This window comes from Psychrobacter arcticus 273-4 (assembly GCF_000012305.1).
In the GTDB taxonomy this organism is placed as follows: Bacteria; Pseudomonadota; Gammaproteobacteria; order Pseudomonadales; family Moraxellaceae; genus Psychrobacter; species Psychrobacter arcticus.
On the sequence record NC_007204.1, the window covers coordinates 1,332,272 to 1,353,840 of the forward strand.

Below are 21,569 nucleotides of genomic sequence, written 5' to 3' on the forward strand. Positions count from 1 at the left end.
TATTTACCATAGGCTAAGTGTGTCACTTATATTGAAAAATAATAAAGATTGATGAATTTTTGCAGCATTTATTCATCAATCTTCATTATTTTTCAGTTATAACGCTACTTTTGTTTATAGTGGCAGATAGCGCTGTGTATAATCTGAATTTGACATTAGAATAGGTATGAATATTTGATAAAAATATTTAAATCAGGATTCTAATGTGTTTTTGGCATAATGCTTATTTATGATAACTGCCAGTTATTATTGATCATATGGTCAGGTTTTATTTTCAACACATTTTGATATTTCATTTCACTATTGATTATACGGACATCAGACCATGCTATCGCCCCAAGACCAATTGACTGAGCTGGTACGTACTCTTGAGACGCAGCAGCATGTCTTTGCTACCGACCCGCTACTCATTACTGAAAAGCTGCAAAATGAAGAAGGCACGCCACTGCAAAAACTGCATCGACGAGCGTCACGAATAGACAGCAATGGCGCGTTAGCAGGCGTGCTCGGTAAGATTGACGCTCGTATTAAAGGCATCATGGTTGTCATGAGCGTGGTCTGGTGTCTCTCGGGGTTCTTGGGATTGTTGACCTTATTACAGACCAATGTGGTGAACTTCTTTTATGTGTTGGTCTGCTTGCTGGGTTTTCATACCATTATGCTGGCAGGTTGGTTGATCATGACGCTCATCAATCAAGGCAAGCAAACGTCAAATGGGTTTGCCAGTTTTGTCAGTCCCAGTTATTTGATACGTGGTAAGGATGATGTGACCAAAGCGGCAGTCACTCTGTACGAGCGTCAATTGCAACACAGCGGTATGCGTTGGTATTTGGGCAGATTTAGCCACCAATTATGGCTTGCAACCTTAACAGGCATGCTGCTTGCGATTATTTTTTTGTTGATTGTGCGCCAATACAGCTTTAGTTGGGAATCAACCCTACTATCAGATCAGGCGCTGATTACTTTGACGCAGGTACTTGGCTGGTTACCAAGCATGGTTGGATTTGATGTTCCGGACAGTACGGCTATCGTACAGAGCAGATTGGTGACTGATGCCATGCCTTTGTCTGTCGCACGGCAATGGGCAGGATTGTTGGTCGGTAGTTTGTTGATGTACGGTATTGTCCCGCGCGCGGTCGCATGGGGATTTTGTGCCTTGATGTTCCGTCGTAAAAAAATGCGTTTGGACATCAAGCAGCCCTATTATCAAAAGATTTTAAACTTTTGGCAGCGGCATGTGGTGGATGCCGATGACTTTCAACAAGCGCCCGCACCTATGGCTCCAAAAGCGACGCTCAGTGCTGGCAAGAAACTGGTCGCTTTACTTGAATATCCAGCAGAGCATGATAACTGGTGGCAGTCGGGTCTCAATGCAGGCACCACTAATAATACCAATATTGAGAATTTCGGTATCCTTGATGACCGTAATGATATGGCACGGTTAAAAACGTACTTAGATGAGCATCCAGTACAGGTGCTGCTTGGTATCCATTTTAAAGCGCTACCTGACCGTGGCACCTTGCGCAAACTTGATCAAATCGCCAGTCATGCCAAGCATGGGCTGATTGTGCAACTGTTAGAGGACCATAGCCTGACTGAGCACCATAATACGGATAATGATGTCTTAGATGCCGGTTCAGAATCGCATTTAGAAAAACAGCATGTTCGTTATCAGCAATGGCAAACTGCCCTGTCTGCCCGCAACATTGCTCTAGTGAATAATTTATTAACGTAGACTAAATAAATAGGTTTTATCATTCACTTAAGTAAGATGGTCAGTATTAATACCGAAATAGCATACAATCTGTTCTACAATAAATAGCTATGATATTTTTGGATATTAATCACCAATATAAGATTCTATTATGAATAATGACAATAACAATCAGGGCAATAATCAGCTGCATAGCCAACAAATAGTCACACCAGCAACTACATCCACCAAGCAGCCATCAAGTGAGCCAGAAGAGCGCCGCTCTATAACAAAAAAAACCATTGCCATTGGTGAAGCACTGAAATTGGCTGTTGTTGGGCATACCAATACCGGTAAGACATCTATACTACGTACCCTATTACGTGACGTCTATTTTGGTGAAGTAAGAGACGAAGCGGCGACTACCCGTCATGTGGAGCGTGCTCAGCTGACTGACAGCCAAACTGGTGAAGTGTTGGTCTCGCTATATGACACGCCAGGTTTGGAGGACGCCTCTGGACTGATGGATTGGCTGGAAGACAATACCGCCAGTCGCCGTGATGGTATTGAGCGCTTGCAGCAATTTTTGGCAGCAGATATCGCCTCCAGTGATACTAATAACAGTGGACTTAATAGTAACTACGATGATTATAGTCAAGAAGCAAAAGTTATCCGTCAGCTGCTAGCAAGTGATATGGCTATTTATGTTGTAGATGCACGCGAGCCGGTACTAGCTAAATATAGAGATGAGCTGGCTATTTTGTCTTGGGCTGCGATTCCCGTCATGCCTGTATTTAACTTTACAGACGCGCAAGATGCCAATATCGATGAGTGGCAAACGATGCTGGCGCGGCGTAACTTGCATATTTCCACTCGTTTTGATTCTGTTGCATTTGAATTTAACGATGAGATGCGTCTATGGCAAAATCTTGCGACCATGCTCACCCACTCTGAAATGCTTGAGCAGTTGATGGCGCGCCGCACTGAAAACTGGGCGCAGATATATGATGAGGCTAATATCATCATTGCGGATTTTTTGTTAAACGTTGCAGCATTTGTACGGGAGATTGGCGAAGATGATGATCCTATGCCGGTATTACAGCAAATGCAAGAAGCGGTCAGACAGAGCGAACGCGCTATGCAGCACAACTTACTGAATTTATATAAGTTTTATGATAATGCCGTAGCGGCAACGCCACTTGAGCTACAAGCTTATCAGCAAGATCCATTTGACCCTGAACTGCTAAAAAGCTATGGCATTCGTACCACTTCTGGGGCGGCGGCTGGCGCGTTACTAGGGTTAGGTATTGATGCGGCAGCACTTGGTACCACCTTAGGATTGGGCGCTGCTATAGGTGGTATCGCAGGTGGATTGCTATCTAATACTGGTAGTATCGCTGATAAGATATCAGGGGTTAAGCGGTTATATATCGACCCTGCAACTTTAACCTTATTGGCGACTCGGGCGATTGACTTGTTGAATGCGCTACGCCATCGAGGTCATGCGGCAACAGATGCCACGCAGTTGATATATAATGGCGAGGCGTCTGGCGACAATAATGATGAAAATAGTCATGCCATAACGCCATGGGCAACGCACAAATTGCCAAGCGAGCTCAAAAAAGCCCGAGGCAAACCACAATGGTCGTCACTCAGTAGCGGCAAGTCCGAGCAAGCGCAGCTATTACGAGCAGATATGGCATGGTCGCTGGCAAGCAGGCTGTCGTCGTATCAGCGTCAACCATGATGCACCGCTGTATTTAAAGTAATATGTTGGGATTTATGATTATGATACTGGGCTTACTAATGCACTTAAGGCATCTGTGCCGCGTACGTCCGTTTGTTGCAGATATATTGGGTATAAAGGATAATTGGTAAAGTTTTTCTCAATATCTTGCATTAATTGCTGTTGGCGCTCAGCTCTATGATGCCAAAACGCATCTGACTGGGTCTGTGTTATCAACTGATTGATAACAATTGCGGCTGGTATAAGATTGCTTTCTTCTAACTGTTCTATCGCTCGCTTTGTTTCAGCCAATGGCAATACATCAGCCGTCATTACTAATACAATGGCGGTTTTTCTACGATCATGTAGCAGCAATCCTGCCTGACGAAATAGCTGTTTGCGTTTTTCTAGTACGGATACCGCTTGCTCCCAGCGGTCAGATTTTCTTTCAACAAACGGATTGGCTAAGTCATTTTTATTATTGTTGGCTTGTTCATGACTGCCTAAATGATTTGCCACTGAGCGCAGTTTTGCTTGCCGCCGCTGCTGAGCGAGCAACCCATCTGTCCATGCCCCCATCATTTCTGGTAAGACCAATAAACGCAGTGTATGTCCTGTCGGTGCTGTATCAAAAATAATATGCTCATAACCGGCATCTGCTGCTGCAACCAAGTGTTGACACATGGATTCAAGCATGGCAGCTTCTTGTGCGCCAGGTGCTGATTTTGATAACCGTAGATGCTCACGAATTTTTGGCATCATGTCTGGATTGGCATAAGATGTAATGGTGCGTTCCACTTGGGCAAAATGCTCGTCGACGATGAGGTCGGGATTTAGCTCAATGGCATCTAGGTAAGGGGTCACCACTGTTTTTTGATTTTTGAGCGGGACTTTTAACACATCGCCCAAGCTGTGTGCTGGGTCGGTCGAGACAATCAGCGTCTTTTTACCTTGACTGGCATAATAGCTGGCAAGTGCAGCGGCAGTGGTGGTTTTACCGACACCACCCTTTCCACCGATAAATATAATCGGCTGTGTCATTAATTGCTCTACCAATGCAGGCAATGGATATAATGCCATACTTTTATCTCGTTTCTAATAAGTGAAGAGTAAACTAGCAGCAACCTACATGGTCAAAAGGACATCTATCCATACCCATTCTCGTATGCCATTCATGGAAATTTTCTAAAAATAACGGCTGCAATTCCAATGTATAAAAGCTGGCAGGATTATCGATACCTAAGCTTTCAGAAAACATCAGTAGCATAAATAAATCTTCCTCATCACGCGCCGCGCGTGCCATTGTCTGACGATAAGGCGCATGATAAAACTCATTTAACCCAGCCACGAACCGTTGCCACCATGGCTCAAGGTTTTTTATAGGTGTTGTTATATCTGTCTTTTCCATAATGACTCTTATGTTGCGTATGCTTATTATCTATCATGCCTATATGAGACAAAAAACGCCAGCAATTGCTGCTAGCGTTTTTATCATATTTCAGTAAGTATTTAACTAGGCATTCAATATGGCTTAGAGGTTACTTTTGCCCTTGTGTATCGACCATTCTTTGCGTAGTACTGATAGACTCTCAAACGTCACTAAAATCGTGGCGACCAAAATAATGATATCCATAATGACAAGTAGCCAATTACCGTCATTGAAAAAAGTTTTTAGCTGAATTAATAACGCAAAAACAGTCATGACTAGTAAGAAAGATAAGGGTCCTAAAGTATACCATACTGGTCTGCCCTTACGTAACAAGATGACTGTGACAATCATCAAGGTTAATGCTGCCATTAGCTGATTTGTCGTGCCAAATAGCGGCCAGATAATCATGCCACCAGCACCATCGATGCCACCGGCACCAAATGCTAATAACAGACAGCTGCCAACGGCAAGCAACGTTGCTACCACACTTTTATTCAGTACGGGCAGTTTATAAATCTCACCAAACTCTTGGAAGATATAACGTTGCAGACGTACCCCAGTATCCATCGTGGTACCAGCGAACAATGCTGCCATTACCGTAAGCATCGTCTGTGATAAAACCATATCAATGCCAACGCCAGCATTCAAGATGGTCGCGCCGCCATCAATAAAGGCACCAATAGAGCCGTCACCAAATTTTTGATAAACTGCTTGCCAGTCGCCAAGGGTTGCAAAGCCTGCGGTTGCCGCAAGTATCGCACCAAGTGCCAGCATACCCTCACCCATGGCACCGAAATAACCAACGAATCGCACATCTTCTTCTTTATCAATCTGCTTAGACGTCGTACCTGTCGCTACCAAACCATGAAAGCCTGAGATTGCACCACAAGCAATGGTCACAAACAATAAAGGTAACATAGATGGTGTGCCGATTGGCAATGCCGTGTTTATTGCTGGCGCGACAATATTCGGCGTAGCAATAAAGATGGCGGCGTACAATAAAATCAGACCGACAAATAACTGCAAGCCATTGATGTAATCTCGCGGTTGCAAGAGCATCCAAACAGGTAACAAAGAAGCGATTGCCGCATAGGCAAATAAAATAATAATCCAAACGGCATTATCAGGTAAGCCTAAGAATGTCTCAGGTAACACGATAGGGAACATAGGACCAAGATAGATAAGCCCATATAAAGCGGTGACCCCAATGATTGATACCCAAACCAGACTCATCTTATAGCGATAAATACACTGACCAATGATAAAGGCCACTATCAAAGCACCCCAAACGGGCAACACAGCGGAGGGGGTTTTTATCATCATATTCGCAATAGCGACGCCGAATACTGCATTCACCATCAGTAATAATAAAAAGATGACGATCATCATTAAGCTACGTACACGTGTACCCATGACGGTACCGGCAATCGAGCCAATCGACTGACCTCGATTGCGCATACTTGCCCAAATGGCTGACATGTCGTGGACACCCGCCATAAAAATGGTGCCCAATACCACCCAGATGATGGCAGGTACCCAGCCCCAAATAACTGCAATGGCAGGACCAATAATCGGAGCTGCCCCTGCGACTGAAGTAAAATGGTGTCCCCATAACACATATTTATTGGTTGGGATATAATCTACCCCATCTTTCATGGTATGTGCTGGCGTGGGGATGCTATTATCTAATGCTAAAATTTTAGTGGCGATAAATTTTGAGTAAAACACATAACCGCCAAGCATAGCGGCAACAGCAAACAATAGCACAATTGCACTATTCATTTGATCTCTCCTTAGACAAGTAATGGGTAGCCTTATAAGTTCAAGCTTTTTAATTTAGAATATAAAAAATATGTTAGATTAGTCTTCGGCTAGTGACTCAGCGCACCCGCCCATAGGCAGTTAAGCAGTTTATAGAAATTTAAATACTAACCGATTTAACAACGAATGTAACGCTCGTTAAACATCAAAAACAACAAATAAAGGAAGCACAATGGCGCATTATTTTGGGTTTGTACCTTCAGATAAATTAAAGGAGTTAATCGTTGAAGCTGAGAAAATCGTTGCATCGAATGAGGAAGTACCATACTACCCGTATCGCGATGCTTTAACGCATCAGACAGCGCGCGATCTTATTGATAATTTATTGGTTGGTCTGGTTGACATTGTCCCAAATCCTGAACGCCAAGCGTCCATGCGTAAAGTTGTTGTCACCGTTGAACGTGCGACAGATGCCTTGCTTAATATTTTGCTGGGTAAAGAAAACAACGAAGAAGTATTGCCAAGTTTCCATTTTCTAAGAGATCGGGCAACGTTTATTGATAATGACGGTCTAAAACGCGTGGGTTTTAAGCTCACAGAACAAGATGCTGCCATCATTCAAAAAGGTTTTGCGGCCATTACTCCCGAACATGTGGATACCAAGACATTTAAAACTGCACTTGAAACCATGAACGAAGAAACTTTGACTCACTTTATTAGCCGCTTTGCTGAAAACTTAAAACTAGGTATGATTAAACGAAAATCTGTACCCATTGCCAAAGCAGCTATCGATAAAGGAATGAATATGGCACTTAATAAGCTATTGCCTGATTTGCCAGACAGCTCATTGAATCGTTTGGCGAACTATTATCGCCCTTTTATTGTAGAAAAGCCAGAGTAAGTGCCAGTATTTGATTAGTTTTGTTCCAAAAATCATATAACATTGGGCATTGGGCATATTCACTAAAATTCACTAAAATAAGCGGCAATTTTTACCAGAGGCACACCCGATGACCCAAATCAGCAATCAAGAAATTGAAAAAACATTACGCAACTCAGAATGCCTAATCAGCAGCATTGAAGTTGCCGCCGCTTATGAGCGTTTAGCCGCACAGCTTAATCTGCACTATGCTGGTCTAAATCCGATTGTTATGGTCGTTATGAATGGCGGGCTTATCCCAGCCGGTCAATTACTGACTCACCTTACTTTTTATCATCGTATGCATTATATCCATGCATCACGCTATCGTGATAATGAAGGAACCAATGAGCTTGATTGGAAATTTAAGCCTGATGTGAGTATTGCTGGTGAGTACGTGTTGCTAATCGATGATATTTTTGATGAAGGCATCACATTAAAATCTATTGTCGAAGAGTTGAGTAAGGAAAATCCTTTGTCTATCGAATCTTGTGTACTGCTCAATAAGGAACATGATCGCAAAGTAGTAGATTTTGATGTAGATTTTGTTGGTATTAACGTTGCTGATCGCTATGTTTATGGCTGTGGTATGGATTTCCATGGTTATCTGCGTCATTTGCCTGGTATCTATGCTATTAAAGAAGATAAAATTTGATCAGTCTTTGCTTGAGTTGATAGCACGATAAAGCTAATCAATGATGACTAAAACTGTAGCGCCAAACCCGTATGGCGCTCAGTCGGTGTCTGAATGGCCTTTTCGAAAGCGTGTCTTGTGCTATATATGCTTACCTGTTTTTTAGCACGTGTCACCGCTGTATAAATAAGCTCTTTACTCAGCAACCTGGCATGACTATTATCAAAGGTAATGGCCACATGATCAAACTCAGACCCTTGAGACTTGTGAATGGTCATCGCATAAGCGGTGGCAATGACCTCTTCATTTAATAGGTTGACGGCAATCCCCTGCGCTTTATTCTCAAAAAACACTTCTAAGCGACTTCTTTCATCTCCTGTTTGTAGGCAAAAACCGATATCACCATTAAACAATCCCAGCTCATAGTTGTTTTGTAGAACCATAACGGGACGACCATGGAACCATGTGTTTTGACCTAAGGGTAGTTTTAGCTCAGCAAGATGCCACTGAGTCAGATGTTTGTTAATATAGCGATCCCCCCACTCGCCATTATGGCCAGCACTTAAAATTCTAAACTGGTTAAACGTTTGCATTAATGAAGCAGTTGTATTTTTTACCGCTTTTGGCACGGATTTTTCTATTGGATTTTCTATTAGCAACTTAATTTTATTTATATATTTTTGGTAGTTTAGAGTGAGGTTTGAAATAATCTTATTATTACTTAGGCTATTTTGTATCTTATTACCTATAGTTATCTCTGCTTGCAATGCATTTACATACTGAAAACTCAGCGCGACGTCCTGTTTTAATAACTGCCAAATAGCCTGAGTATCTGCATCTGCCTGATTGATTTGATAGGCCAGCTTACCAATACCTGATTCTGCGCTAAATCGGCGACTCTCTGTTAGCTCTGCATGTATGGGTTGTAGCAATGGAATGCGGCACAAGTCAGCTAATACTGCCCCTGCATCTACCGCCGCTAACTGGTTAGCATCCCCTAACAATATAAGCCTTGCGCCTGGTTTCACTGCACTCACAAGGTAATTAGCCAGTTCAACCCCTAGCATAGATGCCTCATCAACGATGATAATATCTTCGCCGAGTGGATTATTTGCATCGTAACGAGGTCTACCCGTTCGGCCAATACCTAGCAAACGATGAATGGTTTTGGCTTCTTGTAGTTGTAGCTCCACATTCGCTGCGTCTAGAGCCGCTTGTAAAGACTCCTGCATTCGCTGTGCAGCCTTACCAGTCGGTGCTGCTATTGCTAGGCTGGCACTGTCCGTACTGAATCTAATATCTTCATGCTTATCAGCCCCGCTCTCTGCAGCTTGTTGCAGTGCAATCACTAACTGAGCAACAGTATAGGTCTTACCTGTGCCTGGGCCACCGGTAATCATACTGAATGCATTGTTATTAGCCACATTAATGGCCATTACCTGCTGCTCATTTAGATTTTTGGGTATCGATATTTCTAGAGGTTTTATTTTCTGGTCTAAAATATTATTGATACGCTGTGCTAAGTTGAACTCTGCTTGCCATGCGCGATGCAGCCAAAAAGTCAGTGACACTTTTGGCTTAATGGTGTTTTTGTTGTTAGTTATTTGATATATAATAGGTTTATTATTTTTGCTTAGGCTATTTTTATTTTCGTTATTATTAACATCAGAATTAACCTCAACGAATAAAGCATGCTCATGAATGGACTGAATGAAGGAGTTTAAATTCGTGTTTTTCACTAGCTGATAAAGCGCAGCAACCGTATCAAAACGTTTAATGAGTATCTCTTTTTCATGATTGGTGAGTACCAGCTGCGCCCATAGCTGAGCTTGCTGGCCAAATATGGTGTCTAGCAAGCCAAATAATGATGGATCAGCTGTAGAGTCATCCTCTTGGTGCGTATCTACCTGAGTGTCAATGAGTGCTAGAATTGGCGTTGCTAGCATCTCTAATAATTGCTGCTGCCAAGCATATAGTGTCACTAGCTCGCCATTGATTTGACCTTGGAGTGAAAGTTCATGCTCAGCTACCTCAACAGTTAAGACTGTGTGCCCCTCTTCCAAATGATTGGCCAACATAACGAATAAGGCCGTAAATAAGCTATTTTGTTCCCTCTGATCGATTGGTTTGCTATCAAAGTTAGCCTTTGCGTCAGTCACGTTATACGCCAAATACGTTTGCTGACGGCGAAGCAAAATATAATCACTGATGTTACTAGCCCAACTCTCTTGTAAGCTAACGGCCGCTCTGCTCTTATTGTTATTGTTACTCATAGTATGCTTATCTCTATTGTTATCCAGTTAATCGCTATCATGATGATTCTTTATTTTATTCGTTATTTATAGCCCGCTAATCTGGCAGGCCAAATAACGCATCTAAGGCCTTAATAAACTCAATTGGAATATCCCAAGTGACTAATCCATAGCGTTCATTGTGCATTGAGAGGCTATTATCAGGCTTATTAACGTCTTGTGATACGTCAGCGGCTGCTTGAGAGTCTGAGTCATACACGCCCCGTAAAAAGACATATTCAACAGCCCCAAGATACTTATCTTCATTACCTGAATAATCACTAATCCTCATGGCAAGGAAGCGATGTAATGCGACTTGATAAATCGCGGCCTGTAGCCAATATCCTGCCTTTGACATTGCTTGCTTGAGTGTACTTTCATCATAATCAATTAGGCTATTTCCTAAATAATTACTTTTATAATCGACAACGTAATACTTGCCAGCATGCTCATACACTAAATCGATTTCACCACGTAAATAACGATACAGATGTGTTTTATTTTGTGGAACAAGATTGACGTGTTTGTCCGCCTCATTTGGGAGATACTGCTGAAAGAGTCTATTAATATCCTGTGCTTTAAAGCTCTCTGACAACCCCATATTGAACTCCAATTCAGCAAATCGCTGTTCTGCATGAATAGACTGTAAGGGTTGATTGGACGCTAATAGAGGCGCCTGTAGCACCTCTTCAATCCAGCCAATCAATGCCTCATGTTTTGTAGCATCTATTGAGTTTAGATCCACTGGACGACTGTCTTCTTTCTTCTTTGCTTGTAGTAGTCGGCTTTGCTGTTCAGCGCTACTATAAACCAGAGGTAGCTGATAACTACTGACCGCTCTATCAATCACCTGAGACCACTGCGATTTATTGCTGAAATCAATTTTTTCAAATATCTCATGCAAAAACGTACCCGCATTGGCGCCTTTCACAAAAGTAAAGCGGATATCATCCTCTGATTTGAGGCTCAAATCACTGACTGGTTCAAGAGACTGATTACTACTGAAGGATACTATCGACTCTGTTATATCAATATCTAGGGCATCATCCATACGTTCATCTACCACAGCCAGCGCCTGTGTAGATTCATCTAGCTGACGAGCTAAAGCCGTAAAACTGGTCTTGGCCCAACCATAAAAGTAATCTGTTTTCATGACCTCTGAAAAAGCAGCATACTCAATAGCCTCTGTTATGGGCTTGGCAGTGGCAAGCGTTGTGTTACCCGCTAAGCCTACTGCATTAGTATCATCGTTATAGAACTCATTGACCTTATGCCCTCTGATCATACCTATGGTGCCTTTGAGTCTATCAGGCAAATCAAACTTTGCCTCGGGAGCGTCAAACCAATAGAAAACAGGCTTTAATTCAAAACCTGTTTTGCTATTGGGATCTCGTAACACCACATAAAGCTGCTCACTGGCACGAGTAAATGCCACATAGCCAAGCCTACGTAGCTCATCAAAGTCCTCTTGTGTCTCAATATCGGTGTAGTAACCCTCTGTGGTGGCAGAGCCTTTCACAGGTGAGAAGCGGCGCTGATTGCTTGTTGATTGCTGCACTAAAGCTGACGGATTTTGTTGGGCGTTATACAGATACAACCCATAGTCTTCTTTATTACCCGACTTCCTGCTGGCATCTCCCATACCCAATACATAGACAATGGGAAACTCAAGCCCTTTGGACTTGTGAATGGTCATAAGTTGTACACCAGACTCTGTGGGTAGCGGGTACTGCTTAGCCCAATCGCTGTTAGGAGCAGCCTCTATATTTTGTCTAAACCAAGCCAATAATTCATGCTCACCCATGCCGATACCATACTGCGCCAAGACATCCATCATATGACGCAAATCCATGATGTGACGAGCGCCTTCTGGATGAGCCGCCAGAGCTTGCCAAACGCCTTGCGGCTGCACGGGATTTTTATCTAATAAGTAATGCAGTGCTGACAAGATACCAAAGTGCTGCCAGTTTTGAGCCGCTTGTTTTAGATAGGTAATAAAGTCTTGATAGCTTTTTTTATTATCAACCGCTTTCACATTAGTGCTATTTGAATGGGTGCTTATTATCGTATCGCCACTCTCTGTCACTCCTGACTCATGGTCAGTCATCATGGCTTTGACGGCTTTAATACTCAGACCATACAGATGACTGGTCAGCACCCGATTAATCATATCATGACGATATGGGTACAGCATGGCACTCAGCAGCGCCGCCACATCTTCGGCCATGATGGTTTCAAAGATACTAACATCACTGGTTGTCAAGGTTGGTACATTGAGTTTAAGCAACTCATCCTCAACCCGTTTTAAGTCTTTTTTAGTACGTGCCAGCACGCCGATATCACTGGGCTGAATCGGTTTGCCTTTTAACGTCTGACCACTACCGAGCAAGGTCGCAATATGACGCGCCGTGATTTCATGCTCATCATACTCAAGCTCTTTATCATAAGGTAGGTGCAATACGCTCACTGGTTGGGCAGAGAGTATCTCTGTCACTAAAGTACTGTTTTGAACGGTTAGGTCATTAAACCAAGAAAGTTGGTTTTCTGGTTTATCAGCTTTGATATGCTGATAATAAATACTGCTACCTAACTGTGCTAATTTATTCTCAGCAGTCGTTACCGTTGGCATGCCAAACCAGCAATTTAGTGCATCAATCACACCGGCATTTGAGCGGCGGTTAATATCGAGCGTCCAAAGGCTACTTTTCTCAAACTGAGCTTTCATATAGTTATAATTGGCTACATCACCGCCACGAAATCCATAAATGGCCTGCTTTGGGTCACCAACCAACAGTAAAAACTCATGACTGACTTTATTAGTGGATAACGGCTTATCATTCGCCAACTGTTTACGCTTACTCTTTGGCAAATAGATACTTTCAATCATAATGGCCTGTTCGCCATTAATGTCTTGCGACTCATCAATCAAAGCGACCGGATAGTGATGTCGAATATAACGTGCCAGCTTCTCCCCTTGCCGACCCGTTAACGCTTGGTTTAAGCGCGCCATTTGTAAACTAAAGGTTGTCTCACCGCGCTCTTCTAAGATGATTGGCAATCTATCGCGCACAGCAAGCACGATATGACGATTGAGATTGGCTGATACCAACAAAATATGCTGATTTAGTCCATCAGCCATATCTAAGAGAGCCATTAACTTACTAATGGTTTCTAACTCGAAAAAAGTTTCATGCTCTTTCTCTTTATTCTTATTAAAATTCTTAATTTTGCCATCTTCATTGGGGTATCTGGAATCCTGCAATGAAGTAAGAATCTTGTTCTCACGTTCATTTAAATAGCTAGTAAATGCTAGCTTATATTCCGCTATCTTTTGATGCACCTCAATGATGGCATCAAACTGTTTGAATAAATTAGAAGCACCATTAAACCCTTGAGACTTTCTATAATCGGGGTTTAAATACGGCTGAATATCTACTAAATCTAACTGAGCAAACTCATTAAGTAGTCGCTCATACGAGACAAAATCAAAACCTTGCTCCAGCTTTATCTCATCAATCGGCGCTGAAATAAAGTTAAGCGAACGAGTCACATATTTTTTATGATCGCTAACCGCAGTCAGCTTGCCTTGCTGATCCATCAATGCATACAGTTTGGGCTGCTCGTGATACAGTCTGCTTTGAAACTGCCGCAGCTCATCATGAATAATACTGTCAGTAACTTGCTCGATACTGCTATCTTCAATAATCGCCATGCCTTGCTGATGACCCGTCTCGCTACTGTATTCAATCAACCACTTTTGCGCCAAGCTATCGAGCGTACCCACAAACAGTTTATCCAAGGTGGTTAATACCAGTGCCGTGCGTCGAATGGCCTCGGTCATTGGATAGCTGTGCACATGGTCAAGCAAATAACCGACCAAATGCAGATTAATGGGATCTTCCATAATGCCATCTAAGCGTGCGTATTTAGCCTGTTCTACTAGCCATTTTTTACGCTTTTCTTTTGCCTGTGCACGTTTTTCAGCAGTGATCTGCTTGTCATAGGCAAGGTCTTGATTTGGTTCATCAGCAGCTTTTTCAGCATCTGAATCTGTACTTAAACCTTTGGCAGCTTGTTTCTCCTTGCCACTTTCAGGAGTCACCTGTAGTACATCAGGATACAAAGCATCCTTGTTATTGGGTTCAGCACTTAGGCTATTAACCCACTGCAGCAATTGATAAAAATCCACCAAACGGTCGTGAATACGCTGACGCATTTCGGCCGCAGCGGCTCGAGTAAAAGTAGTGGCGATGATTTGCTCTGGCGCACGCCGCGCTTCAATCAGCAGGCGCAGCACAATGCCGGTTAGTGTCCAGGTCTTGCCAGTACCGGCTGAGGCTTCGATAAGATGCTGACCCGTCAACGCAACATCGACCGCTGGTATCACATTTTCCTTCTGCTCACTCATAGCGGCACTTATACCTTCACTCTCAGGCGTATGAGTCGGCGTATCGAATGAGTGATGCGACTCATCTATGTACTCATCGAATAAATTCGGTTGTGTAGAAAGTTCAACTATATCGCTTGTGTCGGTAAAGTCTGTCATATGGGCATACACTTTTTATTATTATCAATTAAACCAAAGGGCAAAAATCTAACCATCTAAGCCAGTGATTTGTTAATCATCTAGACCGTCTAGTGCGGCAAACATTGGCTCATACAGCGGCTGCGCTAAGGTGGATAACGCTGCTGACAGCGCTTTAAACGCATCTTGGTCACGCAGTACGTATTGCCAAATGGCGTGCTGCGAGCAGGTATCGTATATTGTGTCTGAGTAATAGCTAGGCCTTAACCAATCTGAGAAATCTGCTCGTTTTGGCCAATAGCTGCCGATTTCGTCCCCACTTTCTTCAGCTTGTAGACACTTATCAAGATAACTGAGTGCATATTCTGGCAGTAACGTAATGGGCACCTGACCCGATAGCTTGGCAAAAACTGCCCACTTTATCAGCTCAACGACTGCATCTTCATACACAATAGGACTTAGCTTAAATGCAGTTACTTTTTCATACTTTTTGATTTGTGAGCTGGGCTTATTAAAGCGCCAAATGCTCACTCCATCATTTGATGCCGCTTGCTCAGCAGTGGTGCGTCTGGCAACTTGCCAATACAAATGTGACAACCAAAACTTGAGTAAATGCCTAGGACTGGCAGAATTGGGCAATATGTTTAACCACTGCTTGGGTGATTGCTCAGCATAGGACACGCCAGCCTGTAGATGAGAGCGGCTGTTGTGAGCATCTACAGGCACTGATATTGGTACTGAGCCTTTTATCTTAATGGCTTTTGGTAGCAGCTTGAGTAGTGAGTCATTATTTTTAAGAGGGTATTTATGAATCTCTGTCTGCTGCTCTGATGGGTGATTTGGCTCGTTATTAATGCTATTCAGCACAGCTGCAAGCTCTATCTGAACGGGGTACTCAGAGGTTGGCGTTAGTAACGGCAAACCAGCAGTGCTATCTTCTTCAGCCTCATCAAAACCATTAGCAATTAACTGCTCTTTGAACTCCAAGCATTGCTGTTGCAGTTTTTGTTGTTGATTGGGCAATGTGGTTTGGCGAGCCACACCTGCCGGCATAATTTTTTGATACATCAAGATCTGACTGTCTTGTTTAGCCTTGCCATCACCATTCTTATCGGTGGCATCGGTGGCCAGTTCATTTATCAAATGCTCTTTAATCTGATAGGTAGTCAAGCTGTCTAGAAACAGTGGCTCTTGATGCGCTATCGCTTCCTCGCCTTGCACCACATGCACCTTTTGAGTACGCAAAAAAGCCTTGGCAGGATGGCGCACTTGATAAGCCAACACCCCTTCAACGTCTATCTCCCCAATGTTAAATATAGTATCAAACACGGTTTTGATGAGCGCCTCATTCATATCACTGACATCAGCAGTACTATCTAGCGCCAGCATGTCAATCAATGCAGACAAGGTTTGACTGCTTACTTGTCCCATCTGACCCAAACCTTGACCAAGTAGCTGAGCGATTGACTCGTATTGTTCTTTTGTCGGTAAGCCTACCAGCTGTGGATGCTCGCTTGCTACTCGTCCCTTCAAAGTATCAAACACGGCTTGCCAAAGCGGCGCAGGCGGAAATTGCTTTTTCTGAGCCAACTTGGTCTTGCGCATGGCTTTATTTAAAAGAACATCCAGCTCATCAGTCATATCAACAGTGCTATTGTCTCTAGCATTGTCCTGAATATCGTCAGCTCCCTCATTTAAACTAGGATTGGGATTGAGGTGGTTAGACTCTTGCTTAGAAACATCAGCGTCTTCAATTTCTGTTTCGAATAGACTCTCATGAAAAGGCAGTGCTGGATGCTCAGTTACCAGCCACTGCTTAATCAATTTAGGCAAATAGCGCTTGAGGCTCTCGGTAGTGGGGTCAATATTCTTAGGCAACGTTTCTAACGAGTTTACCTGCCACTGTATCTCACCTTGCAAAAACTGTAATAGCTCACTGATTGGGTTGGCTGGCAGGTGCTCATGAGTGTCCGTCAGGCTTTGACCGTTGTAGAACATCCAACAAGCACTACGTGCGCACAACAGCGCATCCAAAAACGCCCCATTATCATCATCTTCACTGACTCTGTCGCCGCGACGGGCGTTGGTGGCTTTCATCAAATCATATCGGTTGTCACGCTCACGCCCAGGAAACTCAGAGAGGTTCATATTAAGCATTACTACTAACTCAAAAGGCACGTTTCTTAATGCACCAAATCGACCAAAGGTAATCACACCAGTAGGCTCAGCACTGACCTGCTGACTTTCAAGCTCTGACTCAATACTGTCTAGCATAAAGCTCAGCTTTAGCGGCAACTGCTCAACGCCTGCCAGCTTTTGCTCTACTTCTTTATTGGCACTATCAGCACTAGAGTACTGTTTATAATGACGGTTGGCTCGCAAACTGGATTTAAAGCCGTTCATAGCGTTATAGATGGCGCGCATGGTGCGTGTTTGATCAACATCGCCAAAGTAACGATGAATGACTTCTGTCTCAATTTGATCCAGCCAATCTTCCGCTTTCATCTTTTGCCTATGATCATCACGTCGTGCGACCAAACCCGCATAAATGCGGCAAAGGGCTTCAACAATCATCGCATCGTTTAGGCTCACCTGTGGCAGCGGCAAACTCATTTCTGGCAAGGTAGTACTTGGCCAATCATCCTGAGCTAAGGGATATAAGCAGTCGCTCAAACTGGCCTCTGGCATCACTAGACCTAACGTTAATCTATCTAGCGCTTGAGCAAAGCTAAATCGATAATCAAAGTCGTTACTGTCTAGGGTTTGTTTAAGATGTAACTCATCAAAACCGCGGATAAAACCCGCCTCTACCAGTAAATCACAACCACGGCTCATTTGTTCGTGGGTCAGCCCAAAGCTTTCAAACAAGGGAGGTAGCATCAGCCAGTCTAAGACCTCAGGCGCTTCAAAACGGGCACTATGACTGCCTAACAGCTTATAAAAACCAATAATGGCTTCCCATAGCTGACGAATATCTGCATCGACAACACCGGTTACCTTAGCAGGCAGTGTCAAACCATCTTGACCTTTACCACTGACAAAAATAGAGCTGATCAGAGCATGATGACGCTCAACATCAGGTAGCAAAACAACAATATCGGATATATGGCGTTTCTTTTCACCAGGTTTGATCGGTTCATTTAGCCAACGGCCAATCATAATACGCAACACTTCAAGCTGACGCTGCAAACTGTGACACGAATGAATGCTTAGGCTATTATCTTGCCAAGAGCTTACCCAAAAACGCTCTCTCTCAAAACGTTTGTTTTCTAACGCCTCATCTTCATACCAAGCCATTTCTGGTTTCTCTTTATCAAAGCTTGGCTCTATTTGCTTACTCACTGCTTGAGAGACTGTAGCGGCGGTTACTTGCTGAGTAGATTGCTCATCAAGCATCAGCACATCGTTTTGCAAACGTCGCAATAAACTTGGGCTATTTTGCGTAATTTGAGAATTATTAGCGTCATCAACATCATAGGCGCTATCATCAAAGCTAAAACCAAAATCATCATTTAAACCATCATCGCTATTCTCAAAGTTATCTTGCCACTCCACTAGCTCATCTTGGTATTGCTCATTACCCGACAAGTTAGCCAGCATGGCAAAAGTATCGCGCGACTGCTTCCCCAAACGTGACAGCAAGCTATGCCCATAATCACGCAAAAATACACTTTCAGGGTTAATAATCTGCTGGCGCTGTAGCCATGACTTATCCACGATATCCGCCCAAAATAGCTTTGATGGATTGTAATGCAACAGTGTGATGTCCATGTATTGCGATAGGCGCTGCAAAAAGTCGAGCTCAGTCTGTGGCAACTGCTGAATGGTAAAAATACGCAGTATTTTAGGCAACTGAGCACGCTCATTTGCCTTGTTGTCTTTTAAGGCTGACCAAAAAGTGTTTTCAATTGTCACACGGTGCTGATGAACATCGGCAAATAGGTGCGACCATAAGAATCGTTGCGCGACTTCTAACTCAACATAATGCTCCACCAACCAATCAGGCGTACCGCGCGCATACTTGTCAAAACGCAGTGACAATGCATCTTTATCTGCTATCAATTCATCCACATTAAGCGGCTTGTTATGCGACCATAGCGCCAGCCAATCCTCACGATGGGTCAAATAGCGGTTAAACACCCTCGCCAAATCGCTTGCCAGCTGCCAAATACGCGCATCTTGTTGCGCTTTATCTTGCTCCCCTCCTTCTTTTGGCTCATCAATCAAAGAGGCCAGCAGTGGGTTAACCGGATGAGTTTCATCTTTAACAATCAACGCTTGATAGTAGGTCAAATACCCAAATAAGCGCCACTGCATCACGGTTGGTGACAGCACTGCAACTTCAGGCACATTCAAAATTGCCGCTTCAGGGTCTATCTCTAACAAATATGCGTTATGGCGGGTTAACACATCCTGCATTAATGTCCACTGATACTGACCCCAAAATTTAGTACGCACCAAGGTACTAATCCCAGCGCGACTGGCAATGGTTTTATCCAACCAATCACCCAATACCATTGAGGGTACAATGACAATAAAAGGCTCAAAAACAGGCTGATTCTTGGACTGATATTGCACAAGTAATTGATCAACAAGGTTTTCGGTGCGGTGCGATTGAATAATGGTAAACATAGAGGGTATTCTAATAGAGTTATGAGAGTGAATAATAAAGTGAAGTAGAACGTCATGACTGACTAATATACAACCGTATTTGCGATAACTTTTTAATGCCCAGTGCACATTGATGGCTATTAAGCCATGCGCCAAAGAGCACGCCCAGTCAATGGTTCTTGATCGTTACTTCGCTGTATATCTGTTAACATAATGACTTGAATGTCATAATTAGCTTTATAAAAATAAAAAAAGATGACCAACTATAAGTAATTCACTACCCATAAACCCAAGAAATTATAAAATAAGCGGATATTAGTGCGTCTTAGTGTGCCATCGATACTTGCTATTTACTAGTTTATTCATCGTGGTGGCAGTACCTTACGACAGTCATTGTCGTGCTATTGAAACGGTTACTTTTATTAAAGATAATTTATCTGAAAAATAAGGTATTATTGCCACTATATTTGGCTATTTCATGTTGTTTTTACTTCATTATTTAATCATTCTTTATATTGACGAGATAACATAACACTATGCCTTTGCGTCCCATTGATGCCATCTTTGTTCACCCTAAACGACGTTTGTATGTTGTATATTATCGCGGTGAGCTATGGGAATTACCACGGATGAAAATTGATGATCAATCATGGCAAAATAGACAACCCTATACTGATGACAGTCGTGGGCTCTATCTCAGTATTCATCAAACCATTAGTGACCCTACACTCGCACAAAAACTACGTACATTGAACTTGCCAGCGGCTATTCATGGCAGCACCTTACCGCGTTTTGAAGCATGGTGGGAAGCATTTGGTTTTAAATGGCTTAAAGATAAGCTTGCAACAGGTGAATCCCCATTAGCTGCGCACCAAGTTGTTGTGCCTAAAATGGATGCCGCTAAAGCGTTTGACAATCAGACGGCTTCCCCCTCAAACTATCAAGCTGCACCATTAAATAATGACCGTACCATCAAGCAAAAAAGTGGTGAACAAAAAACAGCGGCCGTTGCAGACACAGATGTTTTTGCTGATATGTTGGCAGATTTGGCAAATGAAGTACTGGATCAAAAGCTTTAAATCAAACTATATGTCACATATAGTGTTTTATGCAATTTTGAAATGAACCAATTAACAAAAGCGCGGTAATATATGAAAGACTACAAACTGCTATTAGTGGTGCTAATTATACTGCTGCTAGTTATTTTTATCGCTATCTTTACTTGGTTATGGACCAATAATCGTGAAAACACAGATCCACTGCCTATCATGGCAAGTGAGAATGAATTTGCAACTGTCACAAATGACGAGGATACAGATACTGTTTCTAGCAGCACACTATATATTCGCGCAGAAGAAAACCTACAAGTACCCTTAGACGATATCATCGTCAGTTTTGAGTCTCGTTATCCTCATATGCAGGTTCTGGCAAGCTATGTGCCTTCAAATGCTCTTTTAAGATTATCAAAAAACGATATCACTGCTCACAAGGGATCTGACTCTACTATTGATACAGATATAATCATCGCGAATAACGGCCTGTCCGAAGAATATCTCGCACTTTTACAGGCAAAGCTAACATTGGCTAAACACAAGAATAACCAAAGTCAGCCAAACACCAATGCAGTTACTATAGATGATGGTAAGAACGATAATGAAAGTAGTGATAATAAAAAGATAACTGCCGAGAGTGATAATAAAGAGGCACGCACATTGAACTCTTTCAATTATGCTTTAAGAAACAAACAAGCACTTCAAGGGGTTATTTTGACAGACAATACTGTCGCCATTAGCTTTCGCAACTTTTTACTCTCAAGTACTGGGCAAAGTATATTAGAGAAATATGATTATTATAATATTGATGGTTATAAAAATAGCGTAAATGACTTGTTCAAGCCAACATCACAGGTAAAAAAAGCATCAGGCGATAACCCGGTAGATGTCGCTGATGCACTAAGTAACGGCAAGTAAAAACAAGACT

Annotated in this window: 12 protein-coding genes; 6 read left to right on the top strand and 6 right to left on the bottom strand. The window is 42.8% G+C overall.

Features of this window, described 5'->3' with window-relative positions:
* The first annotated feature begins 325 nt into the window (after positions 1–325).
* Both PSYC_RS05820 and PSYC_RS05825 read left to right on the top strand, forming a co-directional pair.
* The gene (locus tag PSYC_RS05820; protein WP_011280392.1) at positions 326–1,735 is read left to right on the top strand and encodes a DUF2868 domain-containing protein; all 1,410 of its coding nucleotides are present in this window, start codon (positions 326–328) and stop codon (positions 1,733–1,735) included.
* Positions 1,736–1,865: 130 nt separating this feature from the next.
* Positions 1,866–3,440, top strand: coding sequence for a DUF3482 domain-containing protein (locus PSYC_RS05825; protein WP_011280393.1), 1,575 nt, complete (start codon positions 1,866–1,868; stop codon positions 3,438–3,440).
* A gap of 39 nt (positions 3,441–3,479) precedes the next feature.
* Here PSYC_RS05825 and PSYC_RS05830 read toward each other — a convergent pair whose 3' ends face one another.
* The 3 genes from PSYC_RS05830 to PSYC_RS05840 all read right to left on the bottom strand — a co-directional run bounded on the left by PSYC_RS05830 (position 3,480) and on the right by PSYC_RS05840 (position 6,630).
* Entirely contained in the window at positions 3,480–4,499 is a 1,020-nt protein-coding gene (locus PSYC_RS05830) for an ArsA family ATPase (protein ID WP_011280394.1), read from the bottom strand.
* Positions 4,500–4,533: 34 nt separating this feature from the next.
* Entirely contained in the window at positions 4,534–4,827 is a 294-nt protein-coding gene (locus PSYC_RS05835; RefSeq protein WP_011280395.1) for a cory-CC-star protein, read from the bottom strand.
* A 123-nt stretch (positions 4,828–4,950) separates the two neighbouring features.
* On the bottom strand, positions 4,951–6,630 hold the full coding sequence (locus PSYC_RS05840) for a carbon starvation CstA family protein (RefSeq protein ID WP_011280396.1): 1,680 nt from the start codon (positions 6,628–6,630) through the stop codon (positions 4,951–4,953).
* A gap of 211 nt (positions 6,631–6,841) precedes the next feature.
* On the opposite strand from PSYC_RS05840, the gene PSYC_RS05845 reads away from it, so the two are divergent.
* Complete coding sequence (locus tag PSYC_RS05845; protein ID WP_011280397.1) at positions 6,842–7,510, top strand: hypothetical protein; 669 nt, start codon at positions 6,842–6,844, stop codon at positions 7,508–7,510.
* A gap of 109 nt (positions 7,511–7,619) precedes the next feature.
* Positions 7,620–8,183 carry a hypoxanthine-guanine phosphoribosyltransferase gene (locus PSYC_RS05850; RefSeq protein WP_011280398.1) on the top strand — a complete coding sequence of 188 codons (564 nt, stop codon included), beginning with the start codon at positions 7,620–7,622 and terminating at the stop codon, positions 8,181–8,183.
* Positions 8,184–8,230: 47 nt separating this feature from the next.
* Here the strand turns inward: PSYC_RS05850 and recD are convergent, their stop codons facing one another.
* From recD to PSYC_RS05865, 3 genes are all read right to left on the bottom strand, one after another.
* Positions 8,231–10,435: an exodeoxyribonuclease V subunit alpha gene (gene recD, locus PSYC_RS05855; RefSeq protein WP_011280399.1), complete on the bottom strand. Its 2,205-nt coding sequence runs from the start codon at positions 10,433–10,435 to the stop codon at positions 8,231–8,233.
* A 76-nt stretch (positions 10,436–10,511) separates the two neighbouring features.
* The gene (locus PSYC_RS05860) at positions 10,512–14,999 is read right to left on the bottom strand and encodes a UvrD-helicase domain-containing protein (protein ID WP_011280400.1); all 4,488 of its coding nucleotides are present in this window, start codon (positions 14,997–14,999) and stop codon (positions 10,512–10,514) included.
* 72 nt (positions 15,000–15,071) lie between these two features.
* The gene (locus PSYC_RS05865) at positions 15,072–19,610 is read right to left on the bottom strand and encodes an exodeoxyribonuclease V subunit gamma (protein WP_011280401.1); all 4,539 of its coding nucleotides are present in this window, start codon (positions 19,608–19,610) and stop codon (positions 15,072–15,074) included.
* A 515-nt stretch (positions 19,611–20,125) separates the two neighbouring features.
* Between PSYC_RS05865 and PSYC_RS05870 the strand changes: the two genes are divergently transcribed.
* Together PSYC_RS05870 and PSYC_RS05875 are read left to right on the top strand one after the other, a co-directional pair.
* The gene (locus PSYC_RS05870; RefSeq protein ID WP_011280402.1) at positions 20,126–20,668 is read left to right on the top strand and encodes a hypothetical protein; all 543 of its coding nucleotides are present in this window, start codon (positions 20,126–20,128) and stop codon (positions 20,666–20,668) included.
* Positions 20,669–20,740: 72 nt separating this feature from the next.
* Entirely contained in the window at positions 20,741–21,559 is an 819-nt protein-coding gene (locus PSYC_RS05875; RefSeq protein WP_011280403.1) for a hypothetical protein, read from the top strand.
* Positions 21,560–21,569 lie beyond the last annotated feature (10 nt).

Bases quoted from the DNA above. Each gene is read 5' to 3' on its own strand.
- PSYC_RS05860 (WP_011280400.1), bottom strand. From the start codon at position 14,999: ATGACAGACTTTACCGACACAAGCGATATAGTTGAACTTTCTACACAA.
- PSYC_RS05840 (WP_011280396.1), bottom strand. From the start codon at position 6,630: ATGAATAGTGCAATTGTGCTATTGTTTGCTGTTGCCGCTATGCTTGGC.
- recD (WP_011280399.1), bottom strand. From the start codon at position 10,435: ATGAGTAACAATAACAATAAGAGCAGAGCGGCCGTTAGCTTACAAGAG.
- PSYC_RS05875 (WP_011280403.1), top strand. From the start codon at position 20,741: ATGAAAGACTACAAACTGCTATTAGTGGTGCTAATTATACTGCTGCTA.
- PSYC_RS05845 (WP_011280397.1), top strand. From the start codon at position 6,842: ATGGCGCATTATTTTGGGTTTGTACCTTCAGATAAATTAAAGGAGTTA.
- PSYC_RS05825 (WP_011280393.1), top strand. From the start codon at position 1,866: ATGAATAATGACAATAACAATCAGGGCAATAATCAGCTGCATAGCCAA.
- PSYC_RS05835 (WP_011280395.1), bottom strand. From the start codon at position 4,827: ATGGAAAAGACAGATATAACAACACCTATAAAAAACCTTGAGCCATGG.
- PSYC_RS05820 (WP_011280392.1), top strand. From the start codon at position 326: ATGCTATCGCCCCAAGACCAATTGACTGAGCTGGTACGTACTCTTGAG.
- PSYC_RS05870 (WP_011280402.1), top strand. From the start codon at position 20,126: ATGCCTTTGCGTCCCATTGATGCCATCTTTGTTCACCCTAAACGACGT.
- PSYC_RS05830 (WP_011280394.1), bottom strand. From the start codon at position 4,499: ATGGCATTATATCCATTGCCTGCATTGGTAGAGCAATTAATGACACAG.
- PSYC_RS05850 (WP_011280398.1), top strand. From the start codon at position 7,620: ATGACCCAAATCAGCAATCAAGAAATTGAAAAAACATTACGCAACTCA.
- PSYC_RS05865 (WP_011280401.1), bottom strand. From the start codon at position 19,610: ATGTTTACCATTATTCAATCGCACCGCACCGAAAACCTTGTTGATCAA.